Source organism: Variovorax sp. 10N412 (genome assembly GCF_056394985.1).
This window is the reverse complement of sequence record NZ_JBFTIO010000005.1, coordinates 160,296-172,015: the sequence shown is the minus strand read 5'-3', so window position 1 is coordinate 172,015 and position 11,720 is coordinate 160,296. Positions and strand designations below refer to the sequence as shown.

Here is an 11,720-nt window from a genome sequence, read left to right as displayed (position 1 = left end):
GCCGTCGCACTGAGGCCGCCCCTTTTTCCGTTTACCCGCCCGCATTCATTCATGCTCCAAGACGAACGATTCCTGCGCATCCGCAGCCTGCTGGCCACCTTCTCGCGCCTGAGCGTCGAGCGCATCGTGCAAGACCTGGCGGTGTCGCGCGAGACGGTGCGGCGCGACCTGCTCGAGCTCGAAGGCCTGGGCGAGCTGCGCCGGGTGCACGGCGGCGCCATTGCCACCAGCGCCGAGCCCGAGCCGCCGCTGGCGGTGCGGCTGGTGGCGCGGCAGCGCGAGAAGCGCGCCATCGCCAAGGTCGCCGTGGCGCTGCTGCGCCCTGGACAGACGGTGTTCATGGACGCGGGCAGCACCATGTCGATCTGCGCGGAAGAGATCGCCTCGCTCAGCGGCATGACCGTCATCACGAACTCGCTGAACATTGCGCTCAAGCTCGCAGGCGCGGGCGAGGGGCGGCTCACCGGCAACCGGACCATCCTGCTGGGCGGAGAGATCGACGTGAAGGCGCAGGCCACCTGTGGCGACACCACGGTCGAGGCCATCCGCCGCTACCGCGCCGACGTGGCGCTGCTGTCGCCGGTGGGCCTGCATGCCAAGCATGGCGCCATGAGCTTCGAGCACCACGAGGCCACGGTGGCGCGTGCCATGGCCGAGCAGGCGCAGCAACTGATCCTGCTGGCCGACCACGCCAAGATCGGCCAGGCCAGCCGCGTGAGCTATGCGCGCGCGGCAGACATCGGCGTGGTGGTCACCGATGCGAAGGCACGCGACCTGCCGGGCATGGCGGCACTGCGCAAGGCATGCGAGCGGGTGGTGCTGGCCTGAAGCGCTCACGCTGAAGGCTAGCGGGCACGGCAATCAGCGGCCGTCCTACAGCGTTTGCGCGGGGCGCGGCCGAGATTGCAGCCTCCCACTCGCCACGCGCACGCTGACCCTTCATGACCGCCCCACCCTCCAAGACCGAGCCGAAGATCAAGCCCTATCCCTTTGCCGCCGGGGGCTGGGGGTCTTTGAAAGCCGTCACCACCAGCCTGCTGCACGAGCACGCCGGCCTGGCCGGCGCGCGGGCGCTGCTGCACCAGAACAAGACCGACGGCTTCGCCTGCGTGAGCTGCGCCTGGGCCAAGTCGGCGCACCCGCACACGGCCGAATTCTGCGAGGCCGGCGCCAAGGCCACCGCCTGGGAGCTCACGGCCAAGCGCGTGCCGGGCGCCTTCTTCGAGCGCCACACGGTGGGCGAACTGCTGCAGTGGAGCGATCACGAACTGGAAAGCGCCGGCCGGCTCACCGTGCCGCTGCGCTGGAACCGAGACACCGACCGCTACGACGAAGTCGGCTGGGAAGAGGCCTTCGAAGGCATCGGCGCCGAGCTGCGGACGCTGCGCGCCGTGGACGCAGAGTCGGTCGTGTTCTATGCCTCCGGGCGCGCGTCGCTGGAAACCAGCTACATGTACCAGCTGCTGGCGCGCCTGTACGGCAACAACAACCTGCCCGACAGCTCCAACATGTGCCACGAGAGCACCTCGGTGGCGCTGCCGCAGACCATCGGCGTGCCGGTGGGCACGGTGACGCTGGACGACTTCGAGCACACCGACGCCATCTTCATCTTCGGCCACAACACCGGCGTGAGCAGTCCGCGCATGCTGCACCAGCTGCAGGACGCCCGAAAGCGCGGCGTGCCCATCGTCACCTTCAACCCGCTGAAAGAGCGCGGGCTGGAGCGCTTCGCCAACCCGCAGTCGCCGCTGGAAATGCTCACGCCGGTGGAAACCGCCGTGAGCACGCAGTACCTGCAGTTGAAGATCGGCGGGGACATCGCCGCGCTCACCGGCCTGTGCAAGGCGCTGGTGGCGATGGACGACGCTGCGGTGCAAGCGGGCCGGGCCCGCGTGGTGGCGGCCGACTTCATCGCCGCGCATGCGCACGGCTTCGAGGCGTTCGCGGACTCGGTGCGCGCGGCGCCCTGGGAAGCCATCGAGGCCGAGTCGGGCCTGGAACGCGCGGCGCTGGAAGAAGCGGCGCGCGTGTTCGCGGGCGCCAAGGCCGTCATCGGCATCTACGGCATGGGCCTCACCCAGCACCGCAAGGGCGTGCAGAACGTGCAGATGCTCAGCAACCTGCTGCTGCTCGGCGGCCACATCGGCCGCGTGGGCGGCGGCATCTGCCCGGTGCGCGGGCACTCCAACGTGCAGGGCCAGCGCACCGTGGGCATCAGCGAGAAGCCCGAACTGGTGCCGCTGGACAAGCTGGCGCAGTTGTACGGCTTCGAGCCGCCGCGCAAGAAGGGCTTGAACACGGTGGAGACCTGCCAGGGGGTGATCGATGGTTCGGTACGTGCCTTCATCGGGCTGGGCGGCAACTTTGTGCGGGCGGTGCCGGAGACACGGCGCGTGGAAGCGGCTTGGCAGCGCCTGCGGCTCACGGTGCAGATAGCCACCAAGCTCAACCGCAGCCACCTGGTGCACGGCGAGGTGTCTTACCTGCTGCCCTGCCTGGGCCGCATCGAGATCGACGTGCAGGCGGGCGTCGAGCAGAGCGTGGCGGTGGAAGACTCCACCGGCTTCATGCACGCCTCGCGCGGGGTGGCGCAACCGGCGGCGCACACGCTGCGCTCCGAGGCGGCCATCGTCGCGGGCATCGCCAAAGCCACGCTCGCGCCCAACCCGCTGGTGCCGTGGGACGCATGGGCGGGCGACTATGCACAGGTGCGCGATGCCATCGAGGCGACGTGGCCCGACATATTCCGCGACTTCAACGCTCGCTTTCGCATGCCCGGCGGCTTCCAGCGGCCCGTGCCCGCACGCCAGCGGGTGTGGAAGACGAAGAACGGCAAGGCCAACTTCATGAGCTTCGACAGCCTGGTGGCCGACCCCGACACGCCCGAGACCGGCCCCGATGTGCTGCGCCTGATGACGCTGCGCAGCGACGACCAGTTCAACACCACCATCTACAGCCTGGACGATCGCTTCCGCGGCGTGTACGGCTCGCGCATGGTGATCTTCATGAACCGGGGCGACATGGCCCGGCTGGGCCTGGAAGAAGGCGCGCGCGTGACCGCATCGACCGCCGTGGAAGACGGCACACCGCGCGCCGTGCAGGGCCTTCGCGTCACCGGCTACGACATTCCCGCCGGTTGCGTGGGCGGCTACTACCCCGAGTGCAATCCGCTGGTGCCGCTGGCGCACCATGCGCTGCAGAGCATGGTGCCGGCGTCGAAGTCGATTCCGGTGCGGCTGCGCGCCGAGGCCGTGGGCTGAGCGCCCATCGAGAGCACGGGACCGTGCCGGGCGATGGCACGCGCAACCTCATCTGGGGCCGAGCAACTTGCCGCTCGCGATCATCTGGACCGTGCGAACCGTCAGGACCGCAATCAGGCCGCTGAGAAACACCAGCAGCGCAACCGCCAGTGCCGTCACCGGTGCATACCGTGCGTGCTCTGCATACCGGAGCGCCGCATTGCAGAGCGCGGCGATCGGGAAGCTCAATGCCCACCATCCGGCCGCAAAGGGAATGCCGCGCCTGAAGACCTTGAAGACCAGCGAGAAAAAAACGAAGAGCCCGAAATAGAAAAGCATGGCCGCGAAGGTGTCGACCCGCTCGAAGAAGCTGGTGTACGCCAGGAACCCGACTTCGAACGGCGCAATCAGGATCATCAGGGACGGCACCATCTCGGTTGCCAGCTTCTCGTGGTGATGGATGAGCCTGGACACGATCATGGTGAAGAAGACCAGCGCGACCATCGTGCCCACCGCCATCGAGAACAGGTTGACCTCGTTCGCCCAGGCCATCGGCATGGCGCTGCCGGCCACCGTGATGTCCAACGTGGCCACGCCGGGAATCAGCCACGCCGGCACGGCGTGGCCGGCATCGACCTTTCCGCGCAACAGCCGGCTGACGATGGTGAACGCGAGTGCAATCGTCGCCACCGCGCCGATGCTCCAGAGCACCTGCGACGCGCGCGCGCTGACCGGGGCCACGACCGACGAGATCAGCAGCGTGGCAATGGTCACCGTGCCGAAGAAGTTGCCGGCGATGGGGTGCAGGAACTCGTTGCGCACCACCTGCGGATGGCGAACGGCCTTGCAGGCATAGGCCACGCACAGCAGCACGAAGATTGCAACGGCAACGCTCCCGATCGCACCCTCGACCAGAGGACTGGTGCCGAACTGGTGGCTGGCCTGCCGCCACGCCGACGCCAGGCCCGAAATGCCCATGACCGAGGCGAACAGATTGACGGGAAGGTACTGAATGGATGCCTGCCGCGGGTGGCCCGCCGGGCTCAGCGTGTGCGTGGTGTTGATACGTGCTCCTGGATTGACGCGGTCGCGCCGCCTGCGAATTCGCGTTCGCTGCGGCGACCCCGAAAGTCTAGGGACGGCGGGTCAGGCGCGGTCTTCGGATGCGGCCGGTTTTGAGCCATTCACGTCCGTTTTCAGGACAGCGGAACGGCGGGCGCGCGGCACTGCGGCCTCCACACCCCGAAAGCGCTCCCGAAAGCGCTCCCTGTAGGCCCGGGGCGTGGTGTCGAGCCGCTTCGCGAAGATCACCCGCATGTGATTGGCGCTGTGAAAGCCGCATCGAAACGCCACCGTCTTCAACGGCAGGTCGGTCTCTTCCAGCAGCTTGCGGCAGAACTCGACGCGCACCTGGTCCACGAACGCCGAGGGCGTCATGTGGGCGTCCTTGGCGAAGACGCGCGAGAACGTTCGCCGGCTGACCCCCACGGCATCGGCCAGCTGCTCGATGGACAACGGCTCGCTGAGATGGTCCGTGACATGGCGCAATACCTTCGCCACGATGGTCTCTTCCTTCGGGCCGACCGCCAGGTAGGGGCTGTATTGCGACTGGCCGCCATCGCGCCGGATGTACACAATCAGCCGCTTGGCAATGCGCAGCGCCATCTCGTGGCCCCAGTCCTCCGTGACCAGGGCGAGGCACAGGTCGACGCCGGCAGCGACACCGGCGGAGGTGAACAGCTTGCCGTCTCGCACGAAGATCTTGTCGGGCCGCACCAGGGCCCGCGGAAATTGCGCGACGAGACGGTCCACGTCGTGCCAATGGGCAGTCACCTGCTTGCCGTTCAGCAAGCCGGCATGCCCCAGCGGAAACGCGCCGTTGCACACGGAGCCGAAGCGCCGCGAGCCCGCGGCCTTGTCGGCCAGCCACTGCAGGAAGCTGGGCGCGTAGGTCTGTACCTCGTACAGCTTCGGGCCACCGGCCACAAGCAGCAGGTCGGGCTGGTCTTCGTAGTGAAGGTAGTCGGTCTCGACATGGAGCGCCATGCCGTTGGCGCAACGCACGCTGCCTGCGCGCAGGCCCACCAGCGTGATCTGGTAGTGCTGGTGCGGGGCAAGAAAGTTGTTGGCCTCGGCGAAGACATCCATGGGGCCTGCAACGTCCAGCGCCTGCACCCCTTCGAAGACGACGATCACCAGCTTCATGATTTCAGCTTTTCGTTCTTGCGCGGGTCCGCACCTGAAGCTCGCCTGCAACCGAGCCGACGCATTCTAGGACGGCATGTCTTCATCGGAGCGCACGGCGGGCGGTGCGCCCGTGCGTGGCCTGAAAACGTCGCAGTTTGGCCGGGAAGCACGACATTCGGCGGCATGCGCCTCCAGGCGCCAACCTAGACTGGCTGCATGAGTGACGCACCCCCGGTTCCGAAGCGCGCCGCGGCCGAACCATTCATGCGGCACCAGCCGGGCACCGAACTGCCCGGCATCGCGCCTGTGGGGCTGCCCGAGCTGTTGCGGCCAGGGCTGGAGATCGTCTTCTGCGGCATCAATCCGGGCCGACGCGCGGCTGCGTCCGGTCGCCATTTCGACGGCAGAGGCAATCGGTTCTGGCGCGTGCTGCATCTGGCCGGGTTCACCGCGACGCTGATGACGCCCGAGCAAGGGCCACTGTTGATGGCGCTGGGCTATGGCCTGACGACGGCCGTCGATCGGGGCACCGCACGCGCGAGCGAGGTGGCGGCACATGAGTTTCTCGCTGCGGCCGAGCACTTCAACCGAAAGATCGTTGCGTGCGGCCCGCGTCGGCTTGCGTTCCTGGGCAAGGCGGCCTATGCAGGCATGACGGGCCAGAAGCACATCGCGTGGGGTAGCCAGGCCGCGCGCTGTGCCGGCGCCGAAACCTGGATTCTTCCCAATCCCAGCGGGCTCAATCGCGCGTTCTCGCTCGACGATCTGGTGGAGGCTTACAGGGCGCTCCGCGACGCCGCGGTGTTCGACGCGCGAGCGTCATGAAGCGCTGCGTCGTTGCCTGACCCAGCGGCGATGCGACCGACACGCTAACGCGTGCGCGGCACCGCACTCGTCAGCAGCCCCAATGCCTGGTTCAGCGTAGAGGTGGCGAACCGCTCGCCCTTGGAGTAGCCGATCCGCACAACGACAAGGTCATGCGATGGCACAACGACCACGTACTGACCCGCGGCGCCCAGCATGTAGTAGGCGGAGGTGGGCACGGCCAGCGCGCCGGTGCCATTGATCCAGAAGAAGCCGCCGTAGATGGGGCGCTTGTCCGCGGCCCATGCGGGAGCGACGGTACTCACGAATTTGACGAATCCTTCGGGAAGGATTCGCTCGCCGTTCCACACGCCATCCTGCAGATACAGGTTGCCCAGCCGCGACCAATCTCGCGCAGACATGAAGTCATAGCCCTGGGTCAGAAAGTTGCCGTAGGGATCTGTCTCGATCACCATCGACCGAATGCCTATCTTGTCGAAGATGCTTCGCTGCGGGAACGAAAGGTATTCCTCGCCGCGCTTCTCCACCGCAAGTCGCACCAGGTAGTTGGCGAGCACCGGATCCGTGTTGCGGTAGCGCCCGACCGTGTTCGCGGGCCATTGCTGCGGCCGTGTCGCGGCGTAGTTGAACGCATTGATCCTGCCGGTGTAGAAATAAATGTGGTCCGGGTAGGTTCCGTTCGGGTCGAAGTCCGGGTCGTCCGGCGCCTTGATCCGCAGGCCGCTCGACATGTGCAGGATGTCGGAAATGCGGATCTGCTTTCGGCCGTCTCCTTCGCCCTGCCACTCGGGAATCGGGGCAGGCTGATCGAGCTGATAGACACCCTGCTGCATGAGCACGCCAAGCATCGTGGCGGTCACGCTCTTGCCCATCGACCATGATTCGAGCGGCGTCGTCACACCCACACCGGCCTGGTACCGTTCACCGACGATGCGCCCCTTGTGCGTCACCACGACCGCGGAGGTGTAAGCCTCCGGGTTTCCAAAGGCGGCGTCGAGCGCCTGCGTGACCTTGGAAACGTCGACCTCGGCGGGCAGCGGATCGGACGGCAAGACGTCCCCCATGGGCCAAGGCAGGGTGTTTGCGGCGGCCAACGCGCTCTTGACTTCGACGGGCTTGAAGAAGACATCGTCCTTGCCCGCGGGCAGCGTGATGCAGCCCTGGGAACCGAAGTAACGCGCCACCAGCGTCGGTCCACTGGGAATCGAGATACGCACTTCCTTCTTGCTGCGGTCGACGACGGGCGTGCCCACCAACTTTCGCTGCGCATAGGGCCCGACGAAGTACCCGAGGCTTTCGGCAGCGACCGCGGGATCGATGCCGGAAATGAACACGGCCGAACACATGCTCTTGGCGTAACCCGAGGTGTTGTGCTCGAGAACATCGCCCGGCGGCGGCACATAGGGGGTGTTCAGCTCCAGGCACTTGGCCCGCGCATTCAGCGCGCTGGCGGCCGGCAGCTGCGACGTGATCGCCGGTGCGTCGCACGACGGGGCGGCTTCGCTGGTGCTGCTGGAACCGGCGACCGGAAGGACGGCGCCGATGCCGACACCTCCACCACCACCTCCTCCTCCGCCGCCCCCACCGCCGCATGCGCCCAGTGCCACAGTCAAAGCGAAGGCCACGGCATTCGCGTATCTCTTGGTGTGTGTCATATGGCCTTTGTTCGAGGTCTTCGATTGCCTGTGGAGCGTGTTGACAACGCTTCGACGGCCTGCCCAGATGAAGTTTGGCCGGACTTGTTCCCCGCAGTAATGAAACTGATCGAAATTAATTGAATTGCGCGCTCATACGCTTTCGGTTACCCGTTCAATTGATCGACGCAACACACGAGAACGGTGCAGGTAAAAGAATTGATGCCGTTGAATTTCGAATACGGATTGATTACCCGTAAAGCCAGAAGGCGCCGACGTGCAGGCACGGCACGCGAAGGCCGCCCCGACCGGCATATGGCTGGATTGTTTGATCGACGCCACATCGATGTGCCGGTTCACGGCACCGGCAGAGCTCGATCACTTTGGCAACGGCTGCCTTGGCCACGCGCGGCACTGGTTGGCTGGATTCCGCCAGCGTGCGCCGCGGATTGGAGCGTCCCCGCACAGCTATGCTCGCGCCACATGCCGCCTTCCAACAAGCTCCCTCGCGCGTCTCCCGGCCGCCTGCCCCTGCTGGCGTGCACCCTCTGGCTGGCCTTCTCGGGCCCGGCCTTCGCTGCCCCAATCTGCACCGAAACCGCTAACCAACGCCCCTCCCCCTCTCGCGCCCTCGCCATGGCGACCTTCGCCGTGCAGGAGCACCAGGCTTTCGGCGCCCAAACCATGGATGCCGAAGGCCGCATGACCGAAGCCGGCGACTCCGAGGCCGAGGACACGCGCCACACCGTCCCGGGGCTCGCGCCCTGGCAGCGGGTGCTCGGCTACTGGGAGGCCGTCGACCCGCGGCTGCCCACGCAGGTGCGCTACGGCGCGCTGCGCCCCGCCAACCGGCACCTGCTGATGCAGGCGTTGAACGAGGCGACATCCGGACGGCTGCAGGGCATGGGCGTGGGCCCGGACGAGGGGCTGGAGTCCACCGAGCTGCGTGCCGTGCAGGTCGCGCTGGCCCGCGCCTCCGTCATCGACACGCCCTGGTCCGCCGCGTTCATCAGCTGGCTCGCACGCCAGGCCGGCCTGGCCGAAGAAGAGTTCGTTTTCTCGGAGGCACATGTCGACTACGCCGGGGCGGCGTGGCAGGCGGGCGTTGAAGAGGCGGCAGGCCGGCCCACGCGCTATGCCCTGCGCGCGTGCGACCTCACGCGCACGACGCCGCGCGTGGGCGACCTGGTGTGCCAGGCACGCGGCGCGGGCGCCGGGCTGGACACCTTCGACAAGATCGGCGAGGTGCTGGCCACGCGCGACGTCGGCGGCGAGGCGCTGCCGATGCATTGCGATGTGGTGGTGAGCGTCGATGCCTCGGGCTTCGACACGGTGGGCGGCAACGTGCTGCAGTCGGTCACGCGGCGCCGGCTCGACTTTGCGCCGGGCACCCTGGTGCTGGACCCGAGCTACCTGCCCGAGGGATGCGCGCCGACGCCTGGCGTGGCAGGCTGCATCGATCGCCACATGAGCCGCCAGCCTTGGTCGCTGTTGCTGCAGTGGCGCTGATCGATTGAAAAAACGGCTTGCTGGCTTACTTGTAGAACGCTTCTACGGTGCCCTTGAGCTTGAGCAGCAGGGGCTTGCCCTTGCGGTCGACGGTCTTGCCGGCGGGCACCTTGACCCAGCCTTCGCTGATGCAGTATTCCTCGACGTCGAGGCGTTCCTTGCCGTTGAAACGAATGCCGATGTCGTTCTCGAAGGCGGCCGCCAGGTGGTGCGGGCTGCGCGGGTCGCTGGAGAGGTGGTCGGGAAGGGGTGGGCGGGAAGTGGCTTCTGTCATGGCGCGTGATGATAGGGGCTCCCGGGCGCCCTGCCGCGCGAGGGCTGTCCATCTGCCCTTCTATCGACGCTTCTTCTGGGGCCGCGGCGGCGGCTTGGGTCCGAAGCCCAGCGCCCCACGGGCGAGCGCATCGGCCTCTGCGTTGCGGTGGCGCGGAATCCAGTGCACGCGCGCGTCGTCGAACCCGCCGAGCAAGGCGCGCGCCTCGTCGAACAGGCCGGCCAGGCGGGCGATGGGTCTGGCTTGGGGCCCGACGAGCTGTTCGACCAGCGTGCTGTTGTCGCTGTACGCCCGCACGGCGGTCGCGCCGCGCTCACGCAGGTCTTGCAGCGCCAGGGTCAAAGCCAGCAGTTCGGCCTCGTTGTTGCAGCCGGTGGTGTGCGTGGCCCGCGAGAGCGTGTGGCGCGTGCCGTCGGGCGCGGTGATGACGGCGCCGACGCCCATGCGGCCCGGGTTCGGCATGGCGCTGCCGTCGCAGTACACGGTCCACGGCGTGCCCGCAGGCACGGTTTCGCTCATGCTGCGTGCCGCTCAGCAGTTGCTGCGCTGGATGCCCGCCAGGTTCTGGCAGGGCCGCTTGCCGGGGGGCGGCCCGGGGTCGCGCAGGTGGGGTGGCGGCCGGCGGACGGGCCGCACGCGGTCGTCATATGGGTCCGGGCCCAGGATGTAGACGGGCGGCGGGTCTGCCGCGGGCTGGGTGTCGGCGGGGTAGCGCGGGATGACGGCAGGGCCGGAAGGCGGGTTGGGCGGGTTGCCGGCGACCTGGCTGGGCGGCGGCGGCGCAGCGACGGGCGCCGGCGTGTAATCCCGGCGCGTTTCATCGGCCGGCGGCGGCGTGAGAATCTGCACGGGCCGCGCCTGCTTGCTCCCGGGCGGGCAGGCGACGTTGGTGTACGAGATGGCCCCGCTGGCATCCGTGCACCGAACCACGTCCGCGTGCGCGCCCAGCGCGGCGCCGAAGATCGACAGGAAAAAAGCCAGGGAGCGCATCGGTCGCATGGGGTGGGGGGTGACGAGAGTTGCGCCAACTGTAGCCGCAGCGCACCCGCCCGGCGAGCCTTGCGCGCACGCCCCCACGCGGTGCATCGTCATTCGGGCTCGATGCCGGCCGCGCGAATCACCCGCCCCCACTTCTGCGATTCGGCCGCCTGGAACTTCGCCAGCCCTTCGGGCGTGCTGGTGACGGCCTCGCCGCTGGTGGTCGCCTGGTAGGCCGCCACGGCGGGCGCGGCGGAGACCTTGATCATCATTTCATTGAGCTTTTGCGTGACGGCGGCGGGCACGCCCGGCGGCAGGTAGACCGCCGTCCAGTACGACATGTCGTAGCCCTTCACGCCGGCCTCCTCCACCGTCGGCAGCGCCGGCACCGCGTCCAGCCGCTTGCTGCCGCTGACGGCCAGCGCGCGCAGCTTGCCGCCCTTGACCTGGGGCAGCGCGGTGGGTGCATCGGCGAACATGAAATCGACCTGCCCGCCCAGCAGGTCGGTGATGGCCAGCGGGTTGCTTTTGTACGGCACATTGACCACGTCGATGCCCGCCATCTGCTTGAGCAGTTCGCTGGCCACGCGGCTCGACGAGCTGCCGCTGCCGAAGTTGAGCTTGCCGGGCGCCTTCTTCGCCGCGGCAATCAGCTCGGCCACGGACTTGATGGGCGAATCGGCGTTCACCAGCAGCAGCATGTGGCCCTTGGACAGCAGCGTGACCGGGGTGAAGTCTTTCACCGGGTCGTAGGGCAGCTTCTTGAACAGGTGCTCGTTGGCCGCGTGCGTGGTGTTGGTGGTCATGAGCACCGTGTAGCCGTCGGGCGCGGCCTTGGCCACGTACTGCGCGGCGATGAAGCCGCTGGCCCCTGCCCGGTTGTCCACGATGACGGGCACCTTGTACTCGGCGCCCAGCGCCTGCGCCATGCTGCGCGCCTGCTGGTCGGTGCCGCTGCCCGCGCCGAAGGGCACGACGATGGTGATGGGCTTGCTTGGGTACGCCTGGGCGTGCACGGGGCCGGCGGCCAGCGCCATCGCACAAAGCGCCGCCGGCGCAACCAGTCGGAAGAAG

General features: G+C 67.8%; 11 protein-coding genes. 4 read left to right on the top strand and 7 right to left on the bottom strand.

Translation table 11 applies throughout. The annotated features are described in order from the left end of the window. Window positions 1-51 precede the first annotated feature (51 nt). Both AC1DJH_RS14900 and AC1DJH_RS14895 read left to right on the top strand, forming a co-directional pair. The gene (locus AC1DJH_RS14900; RefSeq protein WP_472115721.1) at window positions 52-828 is read left to right on the top strand and encodes a DeoR/GlpR family DNA-binding transcription regulator; all 777 of its coding nucleotides are present in this window, start codon (window positions 52-54) and stop codon (window positions 826-828) included. A 113-nt stretch (window positions 829-941) separates the two neighbouring features. Continuing rightward, a complete protein-coding gene (locus tag AC1DJH_RS14895; protein ID WP_472115724.1) occupies window positions 942-3,260 on the top strand; it encodes an FdhF/YdeP family oxidoreductase in 2,319 nt (772 codons plus the stop codon). Window positions 3,261-3,308: 48 nt separating this feature from the next. Here AC1DJH_RS14895 and AC1DJH_RS14890 read toward each other — a convergent pair whose 3' ends face one another. After that, complete coding sequence (locus tag AC1DJH_RS14890; RefSeq protein ID WP_472116147.1) at window positions 3,309-4,304, bottom strand: SLAC1 anion channel family protein; 996 nt, start codon at window positions 4,302-4,304, stop codon at window positions 3,309-3,311. Window positions 4,305-4,385: 81 nt separating this feature from the next. Continuing rightward, a complete protein-coding gene (locus AC1DJH_RS14885) occupies window positions 4,386-5,444 on the bottom strand; it encodes a GlxA family transcriptional regulator (RefSeq protein ID WP_472115726.1) in 1,059 nt (352 codons plus the stop codon). Between the two features lie 198 nt (window positions 5,445-5,642). Here AC1DJH_RS14885 and mug point away from each other — a divergent pair, with 198 nt between their 5' ends. Beyond that, window positions 5,643-6,251, top strand: coding sequence for a G/U mismatch-specific DNA glycosylase (mug, locus tag AC1DJH_RS14880; protein WP_472115728.1), 609 nt, complete (start codon window positions 5,643-5,645; stop codon window positions 6,249-6,251). A 44-nt stretch (window positions 6,252-6,295) separates the two neighbouring features. On the opposite strand, the gene AC1DJH_RS14875 is transcribed toward mug, so the two are convergent. Continuing rightward, on the bottom strand, window positions 6,296-7,906 hold the full coding sequence (locus AC1DJH_RS14875) for a serine hydrolase domain-containing protein (protein ID WP_472115731.1): 1,611 nt from the start codon (window positions 7,904-7,906) through the stop codon (window positions 6,296-6,298). A 615-nt stretch (window positions 7,907-8,521) separates the two neighbouring features. On the opposite strand from AC1DJH_RS14875, the gene AC1DJH_RS14870 reads away from it, so the two are divergent. Beyond that, the gene (locus AC1DJH_RS14870) at window positions 8,522-9,394 is read left to right on the top strand and encodes a DUF2272 domain-containing protein (RefSeq protein WP_478186146.1); all 873 of its coding nucleotides are present in this window, start codon (window positions 8,522-8,524) and stop codon (window positions 9,392-9,394) included. 25 nt (window positions 9,395-9,419) lie between these two features. Here AC1DJH_RS14870 and AC1DJH_RS14865 read toward each other — a convergent pair whose 3' ends face one another. From AC1DJH_RS14865 to AC1DJH_RS14850, 4 genes are all read right to left on the bottom strand, one after another. Continuing rightward, window positions 9,420-9,668, bottom strand: coding sequence for a DUF3297 family protein (locus tag AC1DJH_RS14865; protein WP_435439288.1), 249 nt, complete (start codon window positions 9,666-9,668; stop codon window positions 9,420-9,422). 60 nt (window positions 9,669-9,728) lie between these two features. Beyond that, the gene (locus AC1DJH_RS14860) at window positions 9,729-10,187 is read right to left on the bottom strand and encodes a ribonuclease HI family protein (protein WP_478186145.1); all 459 of its coding nucleotides are present in this window, start codon (window positions 10,185-10,187) and stop codon (window positions 9,729-9,731) included. Window positions 10,188-10,199: 12 nt separating this feature from the next. Then, window positions 10,200-10,667, bottom strand: a complete 468-nt coding sequence (locus tag AC1DJH_RS14855) for a DUF4124 domain-containing protein (protein WP_478186144.1) — start codon at window positions 10,665-10,667, stop codon at window positions 10,200-10,202. 89 nt (window positions 10,668-10,756) lie between these two features. After that, a complete protein-coding gene (locus AC1DJH_RS14850) occupies window positions 10,757-11,683 on the bottom strand; it encodes a Bug family tripartite tricarboxylate transporter substrate binding protein (protein ID WP_472116150.1) in 927 nt (308 codons plus the stop codon). Window positions 11,684-11,720 lie beyond the last annotated feature (37 nt).